Genomic DNA, 19,912 nt, shown 5'->3' on the forward strand with positions numbered 1-19,912 from the left:
GTCGAGAGGGGGTGCCTCAGGCCAAACAAATCAGCTTGCCTTGGCGCGCAAGGCCCGCTTGCGATCATTGGGATCAAGAAAAATCTTGCGCAGGCGGATCGACTTGGGCGTGACCTCGACATATTCGTCTTCGGCAATATAGCCCAGCGACTGTTCCAGCGTCAGCTTCTTGGGTGTGGTCAGGCGTACCGCCTCATCCTTGGACTGGGTACGGATATTGGTGAGCCTGCTTGCCCTTGAGCGCATTGACCTCGAGATCGTTATCGCGACTGTGCTCGCCAATGATCATGCCCTCATAAATATCGACGCCAGCATCGATCATGATGGCACCACGATCTTCCAGGTTCCACAAGGCAAAGGCCACCGACTGGCCGGTACCATTGGAAATCAGCACGCCGGTACGGCGACCCGGCAGATCGCCCTTATAGGGGGCGAATTCGTGAAATAGCCGGTTGAAAATCGCCGTGCCACGGGTGTCGCTGAGCAATTCGGGCTGGTAGCCAATGAGTGAACGGGTCGGCACATAGAGGCGTATGCGGGTGCGGCCAACACCCGAGGCGCGCATTTCGACCAATTCACCGCGCCGCTCGGTCATTTTCTGGACAACCGAGCCGGTGAACTCGTCGTCAACATCGATGATGACTTCTTCGATGGGCTCATATTTGACGCCATCACGCTCCTGCATCAGCACCTTGGGGCGACCAATGGTCAGCTCAAAGCCTTCACGACGCATGTTTTCGATCAGCACCGCCAGTTGCAATTCGCCACGTCCGGCAACGTCAAACGAGTCATTGTCGTCGCCCGGCGTCACCTTGATCGCAACATTACCTTCGGCTTCGCGCATCAGCCGTTCACGAATGACGCGGGACTGCACCTTGTCGCCTTCGCGACCGGCGAGCGGGCCATCATTGATACGGAAGGTCACCGACAGGGTTGGCGGATCAATTGGCTTTGAAGCCAGAGGTTCGGAAACGGATGGCACGCAGATCGTATCGGCAACGGTGGTGGTTTCGAGCCCGGCAATCGAAACAATATCGCCCGCCTCGCCCAGATCGACCGGGGTACGCTCCAAGCCGCGGAAAGCAAGAACCTTCGAGACACGGCCCTTTTCGATGATCTTGCCGTCGCGGCTAAGCGTATGGATTGGCTCACCCGCCTTGACTGCGCCCGAAAAAATGCGACCCGTCAGGATACGGCCCAGGAACGGATTACGCTCGATAGTGGTGACCAGCATGCGGAACGGTCCGGCCTCCACCTTTGGCTCCGGCACATAGTCGAGCACCTTGTCGAGCAACGGCGCCAGGCTTTCCTTTGGCCCCTCAGGCTCGGCACTCATCCAGCCCTGCTTGGCCGAACCGTAGAGCACCGGGAAATCGAGCCTGTTCGGAGGTCGCGTCGAGCGCGATGAACAAATCAAAAATTTCCTCGAGCACTTCCAGATGCCGCTCATCGGACTTGTCGATCTTGTTGATCGCCACGATCGGCCGCAGGCCCTGCGCCAGCGCCTTGCCCAAGACGAATTTTGTCTGCGGCATTGGCCCTTCGGCGGCGTCCACCAGAATGACAACACCATCAACCATGGACAGGATGCGCTCGACTTCGCCGCCAAAGTCGGCGTGGCCGGGCGTGTCCACGATATTGATCCGCTGGTCTTTCCACATCAGCGACGTGACCTTGGCCAGAATGGTGATACCGCGCTCGCGCTCAATGTCGTTGGAATCCATGGCTCGCTCTTCAACGCGTTCATTTTCGCGGAAGGAACCGGACTGCTTGAGCAGGACATCGATCATGGTGGTCTTGCCATGGTCAACATGGGCAATAATCGCAATATTGCGCAAGGACATTAATTGGTCAGCCATTGTTGGCATGATCCGGAAACCGAAGGTACTCACTCAAAGTGGGGACCGTAGAACGACAGGACCATGCGGGATACAAACAAGCACTCAACCCTGAGGGCGAGCGCATTTGCCGCTGCCATACCCCATGGCGCGGCCGCAGACAAGGTCTTGTCGTGCAACTCTGATCTGCGCCGCCGCCCAAATCCCCCGAAACGCCGCGCCCGAAACTGGGCGCGGCGCTATCGTGCGTCAGATCAAGTCAGGCCAGAAACGGCCCGGCAGCATCCAAAACCTCTTGCTTGGTCTTGGGCTCGTCAAAAGCGCCGTCCCAGGGCTTTTTACCGCCGATCTTGCGCACAATGGCGGCGTGGCGCGCTTCCACCGAGTGTATTTGCAGGGCGGCGGTCAGAATGCCGTCATTGGCAATCAGATTGCCTGCCTGCCCTTTGTAGGCTGCAACACCAAGGTCCTCAAAAGTCTGGCTCAGCGTCAGATAGGTGTCAAAATTGGACAACACATCGCCAAACTTGCCACCGGCGGTCAGATCCAGCCGTGGCCGCTTGATGGCCGCGCTGCCCAGAGCACTGGTAAGGAAAGCCACATGGGCCGCCTCATGCTTGCCGATCTGGTTGAAGATGCCAACATATTTGTCCGGGATCAGCCCATGGGTTTCGAGCCCGGTTCGATAAAAGGCGTCCTCGATATGTTCAAGCGTTAGCGCAAATACCAAGACGTCGACAATGTCCTTGGGCAATTCCGCGCCAAAGGCATTTTGTGCGCTCATCGCCAAAACGACAGGGGCCGACGCCATGGCGCCCAGCTTGAGCGCCGAGGTCTTGAAAAACGCGCGGCGATTGGCCACCAGTCGATCGGAGATTTCGGGATCGATATCGGCCAACAGGTTTTGATTGAGATTGCTCATGTTCTTGCTCCTTAAACCAGCGACATCGCGGTAACGTCGGTCTTGATGAACGGATCGGCCGCCTTGAGCACCGCTGCGGGCTCGTTGACGACGTCCAGCCCATTCTTGTCCACGACGTCATCGCCGGCGAAAGCCACGCTGTTCATGTTCAAAAGATCGCGAATGGCGGCGGCGTGACGCGCTTCAATCGAAACGATCGTGCCCGCCGCGGCGAGATAATCGACATTCTCAATCAGTTGGCCGGCCCCGTTATAGGCCGAAACCCCCAGATCCTCGAATATTTTGGCGGTGCCCAGCACGCTGTCGCGTTTGGCAAAATCCACGCTGGAAAAATCGACCTCCAGTCCCGGAATGGCATTTTCAGCCAATGCCTTTTTGAGGAAGTCGCGATGCGCAACCTCATGATCCCGAATATCGGTCAGCATGCTGGTCTCTGCTTCGGACATGCCCTCATAGGGCGTTTTGATTACTTGGGTGTAAAAGGCCGCTTCGAGTTGCTCGAACGCATAGGCGTAATTCAATATTCCAACATCGCCTTCGCCCAAATCGGCGGCAAGAGTTGTCGAAATCCCGAAATTTGGCAACCACGCACCGGATACGGCGATCAGCGCAGCCCCGGCGCCGGTCCATTTGAGCAGACGACGACGGGATGAGTCATGTGTGACATCCATTTTCAATCTCCATTTGCCGCAGATAGTCCCGCGGCGGTTTCATCTGACGCTTGGGCGCAGCAACGACCACTTCGGAGTGAAAGTTTCAGGTCACAGAAATATCATGGATAAATTTGCTTGAGATCGTACGAAATTCTAAATCTATAGTGCCCAAGAACTATAGAAATCGTGATCACTAAAGTAAAATGTGATGGAACCAAATGATAAGATTAAACTCGCGCCTACGCTGGCGGGCGCGGATCAGCCGGTCCGCTGCACCTGCGCCTCAACGCGTTCGCGTTCGGCACCCAGCAATCGCTCCAGCTTTTTGAGCCTGAATCGGCGGCGAGAACAGATAACCCTGAATTTCGTCGCACCCTTGGTCTCGCACCATATCGAGTTGTTCCTGGGTTTCGATGCCTTCAGCTGTTGTTGTCATCCCCAGACTTTTGCCGAGCCCGACAATGGCCTGGATGATCGCCAGACTGTCTTTTCGCGTCGTCAGCCCACGCATGAAGGTGCGGTCGATCTTGATCTTGTCGAAGGGGAAACTGCGCAGATAGGCTCAGCGACGAATAGCCTGTGCCAAAATCGTCCAGGCAAATACGCACGCCCATGGCGCGCAACGCGTGCAGGCACGCCAGCGTTTGATCATTTTCCGCCAAGAGCAGCGATTCGGTGATTTCCAGTTCCAGCCGACTCGCCGGCATGTTGACATCCGAAAGCGCTGAACGCACCAGCCCCACAAGGTCCTGGCTCTTGAACTGAATCGGCGACAGATTGACTGCCACCCGTGCATTGGTCGGCCAGTCAGCGGCCAATTTGCAGGCCTGACGCAACACCCATTCGCCAATGGAAACGATCAGCCCGGTTTCCTCGGCAATAGGAATGAACTCAGCCGGGGAAACGATCCGCCCCTCATGCTCCCAGCGCAGCAGGGCTTCGGCACAACTGATGCCGTTCCGCCCGATATCGAATATTGGCTGAAACATCAGGTGCATTTCACCATTGTCCAGCGCCCGGCGCAGCCCCGCTTCGATGACCCGACGCTGCTGCAGGGCCGCGTCCATGCCGCTTTCAAAGAAATGATAGGTCGAGCGGCCCTCATTCTTGGCCTTGTAAAGGGCCAGGTCCGCATTGCGCATCAACGTATCGGCTTCCTCGCCATCATGGGGCGCCATCGCAATGCCGATACTGACGCCAATATCAATCTGCTGGCCATCGATGTGGATCGGCGCCCTGATCGACTTGATGATTCGCTCGGCCACGCGCGCAACTTGCTCTGGCGTTTCAATCGGCCGGATCAGCAAGGAAAATTCATCGCCCCCCAACCGTGCCAGCACATCGGTTTCCCGCGTTGCGCCCCACAATCGAGCCGAAACCTGTTTGAGCACCGCGTCGCCAACGGCATGACCCAACGTGTCGTTAACCGCCTTGAACCGATCCAGATCAATGAACATGACCGCAGCCGCTTCGCCGCGGCGGGCACCCGCCTCGGTCCGCGCCATCTGCTCGAGAAACTCGATACGGTTGGGCAGGTCGGTCAGCGCGTCATGTCGTGCCAGATGGCGAATACGTTCCTCGTTCTGGCGCTGCTCGGTAATGTCTTCATGGGTGGTAACCCAGCCGCCATCTTTCATCGGATGCTGCTGCATCATGATGGTGCGACCGGCAAATTGATGAATGCGCTTGCCATATTGCGCCCTTGCGCCAACATCGCGGCGCCACTGCATGTAGCCCTCGCGGCCCTCGCTCGTGGCAAATCCATGGTCGAACAGATAGGTCAGAATATCTTCGATGCCAGTGCCCGGTCGCAGCAGACGCTTTGGCAGTTTGTAGATACGGGCATAGGGCTCGTTACACACGATCAGCCGTCCCTGCGAATCGCACATGGAAAGCCCCTGGGAGATATTGTTGACAGCGGCATCAAGGCGCAGATTTTGCCGCGCCAGTTCATTTTCGCGCTTTTGTTGCAACTGCTCGCGCTCAACCTGCTCGGAAACGTCCTCGTGGGTCACCACCCACCCGAGCCCTTCAGCATAGCTGTGCGCCGTTTGAAGCCAGCGACCGTCAGGCATCATTTCCTGACTCTTGACTTGCTCACCGAAGCGGTTGGCCAGCAGCTCTCCGGTATAATTTTCGTAAAATGCCTGTGAATCGGTGGCAGGATGATTGCCCAGGCCGATGGACAGGTCGACGACCTCTTCGAGCGTCATGCCGCGCGATAATTGCGCCAGCGAAAAGCCGTAAAAGTCGCGGTATTTCTTGTTCCACATGACGAGGCGAAACTGTGGACTCCAGACGCAAAAGCCAAAGGGAATGGCTTCGAGCGCCGCATCGAGCAGCAGCGCGTCGGCCAAAGCCTGTTCTTTGCCAGCGGTCTCGGCTTGCACTTTAATCCTTGGCGCCCCAACGCGTTCTGTAAGCCAAAAATTTAGGCACTTATACTTAATGAGGCCTTAAGATCGTTTAGTACGGAAACGGACGGCCCCGGACCGAGGGCCGTCCCAAAGTCCTAGTTGCGCTGGGCTATCAGCCGGGCGCGCGCCGCATAGGTCTTGAGGCGCAAACCCTGCAGCTTTATAAAGCCTTCAGCATCATGATGATCATAGGTGCCCGACCCCTCTTCAAAGGTCACCAGATCCTCTGAATAGAGCGAGAATGGCGAGGTGCGGGCGATGACATTGACCGAGCCCTTGTAGAGCCTGAGCGTCACTTCGCCAGTGACCAGGCTCCTGGCTCTTGTCGATCAGCGCCTGCAGCATTTCCCGGTCCGGGCTGTACCAGAAGCCATTATAGATCAGCTCGGCATATTTGGGCATGATCTCATCCTTGAGATGCGCCGCGCCCCGATCCAGCGTGATCGATTCAATGCCGCGATGGGCAGCCAGCAACACCGTGCCGCCCGGGGTTTCATAGACGCCGCGCGACTTCATGCCGATAAACCGGTTTTCTACCAGATCGAGCCGACCAACGCCGTGCTTGCCGCCCAGCTCATTAAGCTTGGTCAGCACCATGGCGGGCGAAAGCGTGACGCCATTGACCGAAACCGCATCGCCTTTTTCAAAGCCGACAGTGATGGTTTCAGGCTCATTGGGAGCGGTCAGCGGATCGGCGGTGCGTTGAAAAATATATTCGGGTGCGACATCTGCGGGATCCTCGAGCAACTTGCCTTCCGAAGACGTGTGCAACAGATTGGCGTCGACCGAGAACGGGGCTTCGCCGCGCTTGTCCTTGGCAATGGGGATCCGATTCTTTTCGGCATATTCGATCAGCCTGGTCCGGCTCTGCAAATCCCACTCGCGCCATGGCGCAATCACCCTGATCGAGGGATTGAGTGCATTGGCGGTCAATTCAAACCGCACCTGATCATTGCCCTTGCCGGTGGCACCATGAGAAATCGCGTCTGCCCCCGATTCCTCGGCGATCTCGATCAGTCTCTTGGCGATCAAGGGGCGCGCGATCGAGGTGCCCAGCAGATATTGGCCCTCATAAACCGTATTGGCGCGGAACATCGGGAAGACGAAATCACGCACGAATTCCTCGCGCAGATCCTCGATGTGGATTTCCCTGATCCCCATCATTTCGGCTTTCTTGCGCGCTGGTTCCAGCTCCTCGCCCTGCCCGAGATCAGCGGTAAAGGTCACCACTTCGCAATCATAGGTTTCCTGCAGCCATTTCAGAATGATCGAGGTATCCAGACCGCCCGAATAGGCCAGAACCACTTTTTTGATGTCTTTTGTCATTGCAAACCCATGCTCGATAACCCGCGTCGCGGGCAAATTTTGGCGCACCCTATTCAAGCCGCAGGGCGCGTGCAATTGTCCGTGCCAAGATTCTTGGATTTGAGTGATTTTGAATGCCCCCCTTTGTCCCTGACCTGCCGGTGATCCTCGCCTTCGGACTTGCCGCCCTGTTGCTGGCGGTCACCCCCGGCCCCGACATGGCATTGTTTGTTTCGCGCACCATCAATTTTGGCCGCCTGCATGGCTTCGCCACCATATTGGGGGCGCTGTCGGGCATTGCCGTGCACACAGCGCTCGTCGCCTTTGGCATTTCAGTGCTGATCATTGCCGCGCCCGCCGCCTTTTGGGCGCTCAAGATCATCGGCGCGCTCTATCTGATCTGGCTGGCCATTCAGGCCATCCGCTCGGGCACGGCGCTGACGCTCAACCGGCGCGCCGGCAAGATGCCGCGTATGGCCCAAAGCTATATGACCGGTCTCGGCATCAATCTGACCAACCCCAAAGTGGCACTGTTCTTCATCACCTTCCTGCCCCAGTTCGTTTCAGCCCACGATCCCGACGCTTCAGGCAAACTGCTGTTTTTAGGCGTTGAGTTTGTCACCGTCTCGCTGCCCGTGGTAATCGCCATCGTGCTGGCGGCTGAATGGCTGACCACGACGCTTAGGGAAAAACAATGGGTCGGTCGCGCCCTTAACTGGAGTTTTGCCGCCGTCTTCATGGCCTTTGCCGCGACCATCCTTTTGGCCGAGGGGCGCCGCTAAAGCTTGAACTCGTAATATTTGATGGTGTCTTCCTTGGCATCGAGCGAACGGTAAAGTCCGTTGGCCGCATCATTATCCAGCTCGGTCCCGAGCCAGGCGTCCTCGCAACCATGCTCGCGCCCCCAAATCATCAATTCGGCCATCATGGCGCTGGCGATGCCCCGCCGCAAATAGGCGTCGGCGGTGCCCACTTCATCGACAAAAAGTTCAGTGACCTTGTCGGGATGGTGATGCAGCACACCAACGCATTGCCCCACGACGAGCCTCACCATCAAATGCCAGGACCATCAGATTCTCGGCGGTGGCGAGATAGGTTTTGAGCCGCCCGGGATCTATTGGCTCGTCAAACACACCATCAGCGACTGTGCTCAACAGGGCCGCATCACCAACCCCGATGCGTCGATAGGAAATGGGCATGGTCGACCCTTCCGCTGCTTGCACCATCGCGGCCATGCAACCATGATTGCCGCTTCGTGCCAATGCATCGTTTGGCTTGACCGTCCTAGCCGGTGAGCGCGTCGCGATCCTTCTTGCTCAGCCGTTCGCTTTCCGACTTGAGCTGGCCGCAGGCGGCAAATATATCGCGACCGCGCGGGGTGCGCACCGGGCTGGCATAACCGGCCTTGTTGACGATATCGGCAAAACGCTCGATCCGCGACGACGGCGAGCAACCATAATTGGTGCCCGGCCATGGATTGAACGGGATCAGATTGATCTTGGCCGGAATACCGGCCAGCAGCCGCACCAGTTCGCGCGCATCCGCATCGCTGTCATTGATGCCATCGAGCATCACATATTCAAAGGTGATCCGGCGCGCATTCGACAGACCCGGATAATTGCGGCAGGCCTCAAGCAGTTCCGCCAACGGATATTTCTTGTTGATCGGCACCAGCACATCGCGCAGATCATCATTGACCGCATGCAGCGAGATCGCCAGCATCACGTCGATTTCCCGGCCCGTTGGCCCGATGAAGGGCACGACGCCCGAGGTCGACAGCGTAATGCGGCGCTTGGAGAGGCTCATCCCGTCCCCCGCTGATGCAATCAGCAGCGCCTGCTTGACGTTTTCGTAATTGTAGAGCGGCTCGCCCATGCCCATCATCACCACATTGGTAATGGCGCGACTATCGCCACCAGGCACCAGGCCACCATCCGCCGGACGGCTGCCGCCGGGAAAATCGCCCAGCCGCTCGCGCGCCATCAGCATCTGCCCCAGGATTTCGCCCGGGGTCAGATTGCGCACCAGCTTTTGCGTGCCGGTATGGCAAAAAGTGCAGGTCAGCGTGCAGCCAACTTGCGAGGACACGCAAAGCGTTCCCCGATCCGCCTCGGGAATATAGACGGTTTCCACCTCGACGGGCGGCAGGCGCGGATTGGCCGGATCACGGAACCGGAACAGCCATTTGCGTGTGCCATCAGAGGAAATCTGCTCGGAAACAATTTCGGGCCGATCCAGAATGAACTCATCGGCCAGCAGCTGGCGCACCGGCTTGGCGATATTGCTCATCCTGTCAAAGTCAGTGACGCCATTGACATAAAGCCAGTTCCACAACTGGCTGGCGCGCATGCGGCTTTCCTTGTCGGCAATGCCGATGCCCGCAAGCGTTTGGGCCAATTGCGGCTTGCTCATACCGATAAGCGAAGGACGTCCAGGCGCGGCAGGGCGCACGGCAGTCGAATGGTCGAGATCAAGCACAATGCTCATGGGGCCGAATGTCCGGAATAAAGGGATTGGCGCGGCCAATACCATATCGGGCAGGCTTAGGCAAAGGAACCCGGTGCGGACCAGCTATGCCGGCAGGTTCAACATTCCCCGGCAATGGCCTGGGATGCAGCCGTCGCCCCCGAAAGCGAAAATGTTTCCTTGATCTTGATGCCGGCCGCCGACGTACCCTCGATCACAAGCGTTGACCCGGCACGAATGGCCCCGGCCAGATTGGCGCTCTGGCTGGCATCATCGAGCCAGGCCGCATCCTTTTGCGTGAACAGGGCAAAGCTCTGCCCGCCAATGCTGACGGTGGCCTTGCTGTCAGGAGCGAAGTCAAATCCGGCAACCAGATTGAATTCATTGGTGACATTTTCCGCTGGCCGGTGCGCCACATAGATCTGCGCCTGGGTATAGCCATTGGGCTGCGGCTCCACCGATGTGGGCTTGGTCATTGCAAAGCAGACCTGATTGCTCGCGTCGGTTGAGGCATAGGCCGACCAGTCCCGATAGTCGCCCAAAAGGCGAACCGTTTCAGCCATGGCCCCCTGAGTCGCTGCCAAGGCCAAGGTAAACGCCAGAAGCGCGCAATATTTCATCGGTCTTGCCTTCTTGACTGCAGGAGTCGGAAAATGGGCCATCATCAATGCCCCGACTGGCTTAAGTGGTTTTGCCGCAGCGAGCAATTGTACCCGTGCCCTTATTTGCACGCATCCTCCATCGCATTCATAGCCGCAGTCGCCCCGGACAGCGAATAGGTATCGGTCGTCGTCGTACCCCTCTGGCTGGTGCCCTTGACCACCAGCTTGCTGCCAGCTTTGAAGGCCTCAACAAACGGAGCTTCGTCGGCTGTCGAAGCCAGCCACGCAGCCGGGCCCTCGGTCACCATCGGATAGGATTTGCCATCAACCGTGGCGCTGGCATTGGCCTTGGTGGTGCTGAACGGATACCCGATGATGGTCTGCACCTCATGCGGAATTCCCATCGCCTTGCGGTTAATGATGATGAAATGGATCGGATCACGATTGGCGCCTGCTGGCAGACTGGATTGGGGCACGCCCGATATATAACAGGTCATGCCTGTGTCATCATTGCTTTGCCAGGCATTCCATGCCGTGAACTCGCCCAACAAAACCGCTTTTTGAGCGTACGCATTCGGAGCCAACGCCATGAAACCGCCGACTGCCAGACCAATTAAAAGGCCAAGGTTTTTAATCGTCATTGTATTCCATCCTTTTATTCGAGTGGGCCCAAGTTTCTGATTTGCCGCCCGCTAGCATGACCAGAACATGGTTACCAAGGAGTCAAAGGCCGCCACATTTGAACTAATAGCCACGCAAATGGGCGTCAAAGGTGACAGCAATTTGGCGGGACACAGACCGTTTTTCGGGTTTGCGCTCCTAGAGTTAAATTTTCGCTAACAGTTGCGTGAGCAGCCCTCAGGCCACAAATTCGCTCAAGGCGTAGCTCTGCTCGATCAGATAAGGGCCGCCCCCCACCGAATCGCGGCTCGAAAACAGCACGAAGCGCGGCACCGCAAAGCTGAGCGGCTCAAATCGGCCCGCCATGGCCATGAACCGCGCCAGATCGCCAGCCGTGGCCCCGCGCAACCGGGCCAGGGCAATATGGGGTACAAATTTGCGCCCTTCCGGCGCCAGACCAATTCGCTGCAGCACCCGCTCCTGCGCGGCCTGCAGCCGCAACAGCGCCTCATTGCCTTCCATTCCGGCATAAAGCGCCCGCGGCTTGTCGCCGCCAAAGGCGCCCAGATGGTTGAGTTTGATGGAAAAAGCGGCGGAGTTGGTTAGCCGGTCCAGACCGTCGGCCACCTCGTTGGCGGTGCCATTGTCGACGTCGCCGATAAAGCGCAGGGTGATGTGATAATTTTCCGGATCGAGCCAGCGTGCGCCCTGCAGGCCACCCCGCTTGAGTGACAGCGCGAAGCCGATATCCGTCGGCACTTCAAGACCGGTAAAGAGCCGGGGCATGGCGCCCTCCTCTTCATAAAATCCGCGATTCGATACCCGGACGCTAACACAAACCCGCCTCTGACCCAGCCCCATATCGTCACAGCCCGGCGATCCGACTTGTAAAGCGGCGCCCATGCATCCATATTGTCTATCAAGTGGCGCTCAAACATCGCCTCCGGCGGGCATGAGTCCCGCAACAGCTTGATGGGAAAGGGACATTACTCATGGCTGAATATGACCGTCAGACCCTCAATACGCGGGCCAGCCTCGGCCGCGGCTATTGATGAGGGTCTTCGCAGCTACATGTTGCGCGTTTACAATTATATGGGCATCGGGCTGATCGTTACCGGCGTCGTCGCCTATTTCGTCAATTCGATGGCAATCGGCACGGCTGATAACGCCGTTGGCCAACTCGCCAACGGCACCTATGTGACCCAGGCTCGGGGCGCTGCTTTATGGCAGCCCGCTGCAGTTTGTCGTCATGCTGTCGCCTCTGGCTTTTGTCATGGTGCTCAGTTTCGGCATCAACAAGATGAGCGCTTCGACTGCTCAACTGGTGTTCTGGGCCTTTGCCGCCGTCATGGGCCTGTCGCTATCGTCGATCTTCCTGGTCTATACCGGCGCCTCGATCGCAAAAGTGTTCTTCATCACCGCCGCCACGTTTGGCGCGATGAGCCTTTACGGCTACACCACCAAGCGCGACCTGACCCAAATGGGCTCGTTCCTGATGATGGGCCTGATCGGCCTGATCATCGCCATGGTGGTCAACATGTTCTTCCCCTCGGGGTTGATGGGCTTCATCATCTCGGTGGTTGGCGTTTTGATCTTTGTCGGGCTGACTGCCTATGACACACAGAAGATCAAGGAAAGCTATTCGGAAAGCCACGGCGCCGACGTCATGGCCAAGAATGCAATCATGGGCGCGCTCAGGCTTTATCTCGACTTCATCAACCTCTTTCTGATGATGCTGCGCCTGTTCGGCAATCGCAACTAGGACATGAGTTTGAGCCCAGACTTGATCAATTGATCAAGGATTTGGTTGGACGGATAATCGGGCCGCGGTCTAAAAGGACCGCGGCCCGCACTGTTTTGTGAGAGTAGCACCGTGTCTGAAGCGATCCTGCGCCCCTTTGCCTGGCGCGACATTCCTGCAATCACCAATATCTATCGCCACTATGTGGAGACCTCTGTCGTCACTTTTGACACTGAACCACCGGGCGAAGCCAAAATGGCGACCAAGTTCGGCGACATGCTGGCGCTGGGTCATCCGCTGATCGTTGCCGAACAAGAGAACACGCTATTGGGCTATGCCTATGCCTCAACCTATCGCCCCCGCCCCGCTTATCGCTTTACCTGCGAGGATTCGCTCTATCTGCATCCCGATGCGGTTGGCAAAGGTCTTGGCGGCGCCATGCTGGCGGAATTGATTGCCCGGAGCCAGACCTTCGGTTTCAGGCAAATGATCGCCGTGATCACCGCTGGTACTCAATCCTCCATCCGCCTCCACGAAAAATTCGGCTTCGCCCATATCGGTGTGCACAAGGGCCTGGGGCTGAAATTCGACCGTTGGCTCGACATCGTCCATATGCAACGCACGCTGTGAGCGAGGGCATATTTTGCCTTATACCGTGGCATTGAATTGTTGGAGACGCCCGGTCTAGCGCCGCGCGAATTGGTTTTGTGGCCTGCCCATATGCCTCCGGCATACGACTGGAAATGGCGCTACGCCACATCAGTTAAACCTTGGCGAGGACCGTGGATATCAGCGCGCACTTGATCGGCAACACCGCGCGCAGCCAAAGCCATTTGACGCCATTGGCACGCCGGACGAGCTCCTCCATATGCGCAATCGCGCTGCTTTTTACCGCCGCCATCAATATGGCCTGCTCGTGGCGTGCGCCGGCGCTGGCAATTCCTGCTTTGAGGAAATTGATGACAAATGCCTGCCGCAGCGACCGCTCCGTCGATCCTCCGCGACGATGAACCTGATCGCGGGCCAAATCGGCCAGCAAATGCCCCATATCCAGAGCCGCCGCCATCGGCCGGCCGGTCGGGAGATGGCACGAAGGGCAACTTAGGTAGGTCCCGGGGTCGATCAGGCCCATGCGTTGCTCACAAAGATCGAAAAGCACGTTCTGTAGCCCGAAATCGCCGTGTGCCCTGCCAGATTTCCAGTTCGGCGACAGGGCATTCACAAGTGCTCCGGCAGCCTGTCTGAGGGGTTCGCCATGCCAATCGCATCGATCAAAATGCGCGCCCCCGACTTTTTCCATGACGATGGCAGGCGGCTGCTGGCAGAGTTTCAAAGGCTGTGCAGCCTCAACGGTCCATCCACTATTGTCCATGGGGCCAAACGATTTGTGCAGTTCTGCCATCGCCGTAAACTGGACCTGTGCCTCCGTCTGCCCGGTGTTCCCATCAGAGTTGAAAAGCTTGACCACGATCCGGTCCCGCGATTGCCATACCGGCGTCCCGTCACTCGAGGACACCATGAACGCCGTCGCGTGATCGCCCGCACCGATTTTCGTGACCATGGTGCTTGCCGAGGCCCCGTCAGCTTCAAAATCGGCAATAATGGCGTTGATGGATGCCGTTATGTCATTCTCGCTCGATGTGGAGACCCGCAAGGCGCGGTGAAAAACAACCCAGCGGCCCGCTGTATTGAGGAGATTGCCCGCCAGATAGCCTGTGGCCGCCCCAACCAGCCCCCAGGTAAACGTCAGAACGACAGCCAGAACCAGCGTTATGAGTGTCGCGAACACAGCGACGTTGAAAATTTCCTTCGAGCGCTCCAGCGTGGCCAGCCCGCTGGCGGCGGGTCGACCCAGGGCCAGCGCGATCATCGCCAACGACAGGACAATAAGCGTTTGACCCTGGCCGGCAAATTCCGAGCCGTGATAGAGCAGCAACATGATCTGGTCGCCGACCAGCATGACGAGAACAGCGAAGGCGCTGGCCAGAACGGCCAGGAGCCGGGCCTCAACAATCGCAACACGCCAGAGCGCCGACGCGCCGCCGGTTTTCCAGGCGAGCGCCGTCCTCGGCGTCAGCACGTTACCAAGACCGAAGATGATGGGATTGGAAAACGAAACGATGGTCATGCTGGCCGCATAAACACCAGTGGTCGCAGCGCCGAAGAACATCGTTGTCAACCAGTAGGATACATAGCCCTGAATATTCGTGCCCAATCGGCTGCCGGCCAACCATTTCCCCAAATTCCAACTCGCGCCCCAACTCTTGCGTAAGGCCGTCCTGTCAAAGACCATGTCGCGACGGAACCGGAAATACCAGCCGATATCGGTTACAAGACAGGCAAATCCGAGCGCCAATATGGCGGTCGACGCGGTCATCTGACCGGTCACAAACAGCAGCGCGAGCGCCCCCAGCTGCAACACGACCGCGACCGCATCCTGGATAACCGCATGCATCGGGGCCATGTGCGCGAATGCATAGCGCCGTCCGAATTCGCGCAACAATACAAACGGGGCGGCAAAGGCCAAGGCCCAAACAATACGCGCCACCTGCGTCATTTCGAAAACAAGACCGAGCACCAACCCAATGAGCAAAAGGCCAGCAATGCCAACGCCCGCAAGCCCTACGCTCAGCCCGAAAGCCGCGCCCGCTTGCTCTCGAGACTTACGGTTCGAATGGTCGCGATGTACAGTGTAGGGCGTAAGTACAACCGAGTCCTGAAATGAAATCAGCACCGCCAATATCGATATGGCGATCGCATAGGCGCCCAGTTCATGCGCGCTACCCGCCCGCGCCACTGCGACGGTTGCCACAAAGCTGGTGCCACTCACAACAATCTGGTCGAGCAGCGCGATCGAGTGCGCTTTTCGCAAGAGGCCCATCATGCCCGACATCAGTCCTGCGACCGAGTGTTTATCCAGGACAGTCTTGAACATCAGGCCGATTTCAGCCCTATTCATCAATTTTGGAGGCCTTTTTCGGCATTGGCTTGCCGGTTTTCAAATAGATAAGCAACGAGCCAAGCCCGGCTCTTGCCCTTGATGCCCAAAGCCAGAGACGGGGGGTCTGCTTGATGAACCGCTTGGCTTGCAATCGTGCCGACGTCACAATAGCGACAGCGACACCCAAGGGTGTGACGGCAGCCAGATGATCATGCAAATTGTAAATCGCGTCGGCCCAGTCGCGCTTGAAGGGCTCATCACCAATGGTGAAGTCGAACACATCGCAACCGCGCGCCATCGCGTGCCGCATCAGATCATGTTGATGAAAAGTGCCCGGGCTATGTCGGCTGAGCGGGCCGTCGACATGACTGATCAGAACCGAATAATAGGTATTCTGAGCAACAAGACCCAGATTGGCAGCCACGCATGCCGATCCCACCTCAAGCCGACTGACATGGATGAGATCCGGTGCCTTGATGGCAATTTGTCGAAAAAATTCGGCGACGCCAGGTTTTTCGAAAAGGTCGGGCACACCCATGCGCTCAAAAGAACGCGCCTTCTGGTTGAACAGAATATCGAGCGTATCGCGGATTTCACCATGTTCACTGGCAGTCCTGAAACTGACAACACCCTCGTTTTGCAGGTGGCGAAACTTTCTGCGGTCATTTCGGCGGGCATGGGAGGAGCGTTTGGCGGCATAAAAACTGTCCCAATCGCCGTTCAACCCGGTTGCATAGGCATGGCTGGGATTAAGCCGGGTCGGTAGCGCGCTGAGCGGATTGGGCTGTTCACCCACGCGTTCGGGCATCTTGTCCAAAAATACCAGATCATGGTGGCATCCAGACGCCTGCTGCACCGTGTCGTGCACCCGCTTCCACCAATCCCTGGCTGATGTACCGGGGTCAAAGTCCGGCGCCAGCAGTGGCGCATTGTAGTCGCTCAAGTCGCGGCCGAGGAATACCAGCCGACGCGATCCTGAAAGGCGTTCAACGGCCAGGGGCAGGATAAACGCCATACTGCCATCCTCGTTGCTACCGCATACGATTGCCGGCGTCACGTTGGACACCGACCCGATGACCGAATACCAGGCATTGAGCCATTCAAATGTTTGAAACGGCGTAGATGCGGCGTACATTTCAAAGGAGCGCCACGCCTTTTCAATCGAGGCAAGATCAGTCGTCACGGTGATATTGGACAACCCACCATGGCTACGGGTTTTCGCGCACGGCGGGCGGGCGAGCCTTATGCTCGTCCATTGTCCAGTCGTTTACCAAAACCCGTTGCATGCCTGTTCACCCCCTTAGCGCCCGACATCATTGAGCCTGAGAGCAATCTACCATCGGAACGCCCGATAAAATTCGAGAACTCCTGTTATTGTTAATGCGCTGGCATCGGCAGCCAAGGCTCGCCATTGACGCTCCTCGAGCCTGTCATTACTCAATTGAACTATCAAAGGGCGTTTCAGCTTCACGGGCAACGACACAAATCTGGCCACCAAGCCATAATTGCCACGTCGCTGGACGATCACACTTGAAAATATGGTGCCGCATAGGTGACTCGAACACCTGACCCCATCATTACGAATGATGTGCTCTACCAACTGAGCCTAATGCGGCAATGTCGGCGCGGGGCGCTGACGGGCGTTCTTTTACTCAGCGTTGCCCGAGCGTGCAAGAGCCAAGACGTCGCCGTTGGAATCTTGTTTGGTGGACGCCTGTTTGTCCGCTGCCGGCTTGACCGCCGCAGGTGGCGCAATGGCGGGTGGCGTCGCGGGCGCCGGGGCGCGGGTCGCGGTGAGGCTGACCGGCACTTTCCACTCGAACGCATCGAGCTTGCCGGTCACCGGAGAAACCGGCTCCCATTCGTCGCTCACCAGACCATCGGCGGTCCAGGCTGGATCGCGGGGCGCCCGCACTGCCCGGGCCAGCCATTCGCGCGCCTTGCCTTGATCGCCCGACTGGCCTTCTTCAATTTCCGCCATCAGACTGGCAACGCCCTGGCTGGCCTGTTCGCCGACATAGGGCTTGAGCACCTCACGCGCCAGGCTCCAGTCATAGGCATCAACGGCCGCACGCGCCAAAACCATTGCCTCGGTGCGCGTGCTGACCGGCGTTGCGATCAGCTCCCGCGTCCGCTTGAGCCGTTCGACTGCAGACGCACCGGGCTGGGCGTGCGCATAAAGTGCCGCAATATCGGGGTGGCCGGTGCCGCGCCAGATACGGCGCAACAGGCTCATCGCCCGGCGGGTTTCCCCGCGATTGATATGGATGCGCGCCGCGATCAGGGCCGCGGGCACAAAGTCGGGCAGCAGCTTGAGCGCGGTCGAGGCATGATCGAATGCGGTCAGCGGATTGCTGGTTTCATTCTCGCGAGCGCGCGCGGTTTCAATCACGGCCTGACGACGACGTTTTTGCGCCCGCTCCTCACGGTTATTGGCCACCTCATTATTGACCATGCCCACCGCCTGCGCCCAGGCGCCTTGTCGCACCAGATCATCAAAGACCGCCGCTCCGGCCCAATCCGCCGTTGGCGCCAGGGTCAAAGCCTTGCGGGCAAAAGTCAGCGCCGCCTCCGGCCGATTTTGCGTGCGGGCCTGTTCGTAAAGCCCCGAGAGCGCGGCCATGGCAGTTTTTTCATTGGAGATCAGGGCGCGATAGTGCTGTCGGGCAGCGCGCATGTCGCCCAGCGCCAGATCAGCGCGCGCTTCCAGCAATAGGGCGGCTGCATTTTCAGGCAGGCGCGACTGGGCATCGCGCGCCAACGAGCGGGCCCGCCCCAGATCACCCGCCTGCAACGCAATAAAGGCATCCGAAAGCGCATCAACCCCTTGCTGCTTGCGCTTTTCCTGATTGCGTCGGGCCAGATATTTTGGCGTGCCTAACACCCGCCGCACCACCGCCCAGACAAAAATGACCAGAGCGGCAATAATCATCAACATGAAAATGGCCGTGCCCAAACGCGGCTGCATACGATAGTTGGCCACTTCGAGCGTTACAGTGCCGGGCAGCGAAATCATCCAGGCGATCAGCGCCGTAACGACAAGGCTGCCAATGATCCATGAGGCAAGCCGGGTCATGGTGCGACCTCACTCAAGGCCTGCTGACGCAGACCATCAAGGAACGAACTGGCGGCCGCCTGCCCCTTGACCATGGCCGGGACGTCTCCAGCCGCTGCCAGCATGGGCGCGGGCAATTTGGCAAAGAGCGTATCTGCCTCGACAAAATCACGCCGACCAATGGCGGCATTGAGCCGCGACACAACCGCCTCTGGATTATCCCCTTCCATCGCCTCGGTCGGGCGCAGCGCAATGGCCGAACGGAACCAGTCCAGCGTATTGTCCTGCCAACTGGCATCGGGATTGGCCGGGCGCCCTGCCAAAATGTTGGGCAGCACTGCGGCAAACCGTGCTTCGATCACATCGCCCCTGGTCAGGCCCTCAATAGCACCATTGGCAATTTCGGTTGGCACCGCCGCATCGGGCAGACCGGCGCGCAGGGCATTGAGTTCGGTTTCATAGGGGCGCCCACTGGCAAATGCGGTTTCAAGCCCCGAAAGGATCAGCGGCAATTGCAGCACGGCATTGATATCATTGGGTTGTTTTGATACCGCCTCGCTATTGGCGGCAACGGATTTATCAAGTTGGTCCAGCCCACTCTCCGCTGTACCAATCCGTGCGCCCAATTCGCTCAAATTCAGACGGAACTGGGCCAGATCGTCACGAATACCCGACAGATCGAGCGCAGCAGCAGCGTCCCCGCTCGTCGGCTGGGCCGCAATCTGGGCCTTCAGGGTTTCGATCTGATCGCGCAAATCACTGATGGCGCCCGAATTGTCGGCCTGTCCGCCTGCGGGCGTTTGGGCGGGTGCGGCGCTTTCCAGCGCTGCAACCCGATCGACAAGTCCAGCTACCGCGCTCTGGGCGGACTGGGCCTCGTTGCGCAGTTCGGGCAAAACCTGATCATATTGGGCCAGCCGCGGATCGGGTTTAGCTACCGGGGTCGGCCAAAAACCGGCCCACGCCAGACCATAGGCCGCCGCCAGTCCCAGAACGGCCCCGGCCAACGCTGCGCCCACAGCAAGGCCACCGCGATCACCACCAGATGGAGCGGCAGCGGGCGTCCGCTCGGGCTGGCTGGCTTTTTCCGAAGCGGATTGCGGGCCCGGCTGCGGCTTTGCACCAGGAGCCGAAGGCGCTGCGCTGGCCGCACCTAGGGTGGAGGTTTTGGTCTCGGACGCTCTGGTCGATTTTGCTGCCGGACCACTCGCAGATTTGGTATCGCTGGCAGACGCGGGCTTTTCGGGGCTGGACTTGATGTCCTTTTCCCCGCCTGCGGCACCCGCTTCGCGTGCGCTCAGATCAATAACCGGTGGCTTAACCGGTCCGCCCTTGGATTCAGCCATTGTGC

General features: G+C 58.4%; 16 protein-coding genes, 1 tRNA gene and 3 pseudogenes. 3 read left to right on the plus strand and 17 right to left on the minus strand.

Features of this window, described 5'->3' with window-relative positions:
• Positions 1–30 precede the first annotated feature (30 nt).
• The 6 genes and pseudogenes from typA to PSQ19_RS13335 form a co-directional block, all read right to left on the minus strand.
• Positions 31–1,844 (minus strand): annotated as a pseudogene (typA, locus tag PSQ19_RS13310) (translational GTPase TypA).
• A gap of 253 nt (positions 1,845–2,097) precedes the next feature.
• Positions 2,098–2,760 carry a ferritin-like domain-containing protein gene (locus PSQ19_RS13315; RefSeq protein WP_282218127.1) on the minus strand — a complete coding sequence of 221 codons (663 nt, stop codon included), beginning with the start codon at positions 2,758–2,760 and terminating at the stop codon, positions 2,098–2,100.
• Positions 2,761–2,771: 11 nt separating this feature from the next.
• On the minus strand, positions 2,772–3,431 hold the full coding sequence (locus PSQ19_RS13320) for a ferritin-like domain-containing protein (RefSeq protein ID WP_282218128.1): 660 nt from the start codon (positions 3,429–3,431) through the stop codon (positions 2,772–2,774).
• Positions 3,432–3,696: 265 nt separating this feature from the next.
• Complete coding sequence (locus PSQ19_RS13325) at positions 3,697–3,924, minus strand: EAL domain-containing protein (protein ID WP_282218129.1); 228 nt, start codon at positions 3,922–3,924, stop codon at positions 3,697–3,699.
• Positions 3,833–5,803: a PAS-domain containing protein gene (locus tag PSQ19_RS13330; protein WP_282218130.1), complete on the minus strand. Its 1,971-nt coding sequence runs from the start codon at positions 5,801–5,803 to the stop codon at positions 3,833–3,835. The genes PSQ19_RS13325 and PSQ19_RS13330 overlap by 92 nt, the downstream gene beginning before the upstream one ends.
• A gap of 122 nt (positions 5,804–5,925) precedes the next feature.
• A pseudogene (locus tag PSQ19_RS13335) lies at positions 5,926–7,156 on the minus strand (argininosuccinate synthase).
• 113 nt (positions 7,157–7,269) lie between these two features.
• Here PSQ19_RS13335 and PSQ19_RS13340 point away from each other — a divergent pair.
• Positions 7,270–7,917, plus strand: coding sequence for a LysE family translocator (locus PSQ19_RS13340; RefSeq protein WP_282218131.1), 648 nt, complete (start codon positions 7,270–7,272; stop codon positions 7,915–7,917).
• Here PSQ19_RS13340 and PSQ19_RS13345 read toward each other — a convergent pair.
• From PSQ19_RS13345 to thpR, 6 genes are all read right to left on the minus strand, one after another.
• Complete coding sequence (locus PSQ19_RS13345; protein WP_282218132.1) at positions 7,914–8,189, minus strand: GNAT family N-acetyltransferase; 276 nt, start codon at positions 8,187–8,189, stop codon at positions 7,914–7,916. The two genes, PSQ19_RS13340 and PSQ19_RS13345, sit on opposite strands and share 4 nt — an antisense overlap.
• Complete coding sequence (locus tag PSQ19_RS13350) at positions 8,125–8,334, minus strand: hypothetical protein (RefSeq protein ID WP_282218133.1); 210 nt, start codon at positions 8,332–8,334, stop codon at positions 8,125–8,127. The genes PSQ19_RS13345 and PSQ19_RS13350 overlap by 65 nt, the downstream gene beginning before the upstream one ends.
• An 85-nt stretch (positions 8,335–8,419) precedes the next feature.
• Positions 8,420–9,622, minus strand: a complete 1,203-nt coding sequence (gene rlmN / locus PSQ19_RS13355; RefSeq protein ID WP_282218134.1) for a 23S rRNA (adenine(2503)-C(2))-methyltransferase RlmN — start codon at positions 9,620–9,622, stop codon at positions 8,420–8,422.
• Positions 9,623–9,720: 98 nt separating this feature from the next.
• The gene (locus tag PSQ19_RS13360) at positions 9,721–10,332 is read right to left on the minus strand and encodes an invasion associated locus B family protein (RefSeq protein WP_282218135.1); all 612 of its coding nucleotides are present in this window, start codon (positions 10,330–10,332) and stop codon (positions 9,721–9,723) included.
• Positions 10,323–10,844: an invasion associated locus B family protein gene (locus PSQ19_RS13365; protein ID WP_282218136.1), complete on the minus strand. Its 522-nt coding sequence runs from the start codon at positions 10,842–10,844 to the stop codon at positions 10,323–10,325. The genes PSQ19_RS13360 and PSQ19_RS13365 overlap by 10 nt, the downstream gene beginning before the upstream one ends.
• Before the next feature lie 217 nt (positions 10,845–11,061).
• Positions 11,062–11,610: an RNA 2',3'-cyclic phosphodiesterase gene (gene thpR / locus PSQ19_RS13370; protein ID WP_282218137.1), complete on the minus strand. Its 549-nt coding sequence runs from the start codon at positions 11,608–11,610 to the stop codon at positions 11,062–11,064.
• 216 nt (positions 11,611–11,826) lie between these two features.
• Here thpR and PSQ19_RS13375 point away from each other — a divergent pair.
• Positions 11,827–12,586: pseudogene (locus tag PSQ19_RS13375) on the plus strand (Bax inhibitor-1/YccA family protein).
• Between the two features lie 111 nt (positions 12,587–12,697).
• Complete coding sequence (locus PSQ19_RS13380) at positions 12,698–13,195, plus strand: GNAT family N-acetyltransferase (protein ID WP_282218138.1); 498 nt, start codon at positions 12,698–12,700, stop codon at positions 13,193–13,195.
• A 133-nt stretch (positions 13,196–13,328) separates the two neighbouring features.
• On the opposite strand, the gene PSQ19_RS13385 is transcribed toward PSQ19_RS13380, so the two are convergent.
• From PSQ19_RS13385 to PSQ19_RS13405, 5 genes are all read right to left on the minus strand, one after another.
• Positions 13,329–15,500: a lipopolysaccharide biosynthesis protein gene (locus tag PSQ19_RS13385; RefSeq protein WP_282218139.1), complete on the minus strand. Its 2,172-nt coding sequence runs from the start codon at positions 15,498–15,500 to the stop codon at positions 13,329–13,331.
• A gap of 16 nt (positions 15,501–15,516) precedes the next feature.
• Positions 15,517–16,704 (minus strand): GNAT family N-acetyltransferase, encoded by a 1,188-nt coding sequence (locus PSQ19_RS13390; RefSeq protein WP_282218140.1) that lies wholly within the window; start codon positions 16,702–16,704, stop codon positions 15,517–15,519.
• Between the two features lie 341 nt (positions 16,705–17,045).
• Positions 17,046–17,122: transfer RNA gene (locus PSQ19_RS13395), tRNA-Thr, on the minus strand.
• Between the two features lie 32 nt (positions 17,123–17,154).
• Complete coding sequence (locus PSQ19_RS13400) at positions 17,155–18,582, minus strand: heme biosynthesis protein HemY (protein ID WP_282218141.1); 1,428 nt, start codon at positions 18,580–18,582, stop codon at positions 17,155–17,157.
• Positions 18,579–19,907 carry a hypothetical protein gene (locus tag PSQ19_RS13405; RefSeq protein ID WP_282218142.1) on the minus strand — a complete coding sequence of 443 codons (1,329 nt, stop codon included), beginning with the start codon at positions 19,905–19,907 and terminating at the stop codon, positions 18,579–18,581. The genes PSQ19_RS13400 and PSQ19_RS13405 overlap by 4 nt, the downstream gene beginning before the upstream one ends.
• Between the last annotated feature and the right edge of the window lie 5 nt (positions 19,908–19,912).

This window comes from Devosia algicola (genome assembly GCF_028816455.1).
Taxonomy (GTDB): Bacteria; Pseudomonadota; Alphaproteobacteria; order Rhizobiales; family Devosiaceae; genus Devosia; species Devosia algicola.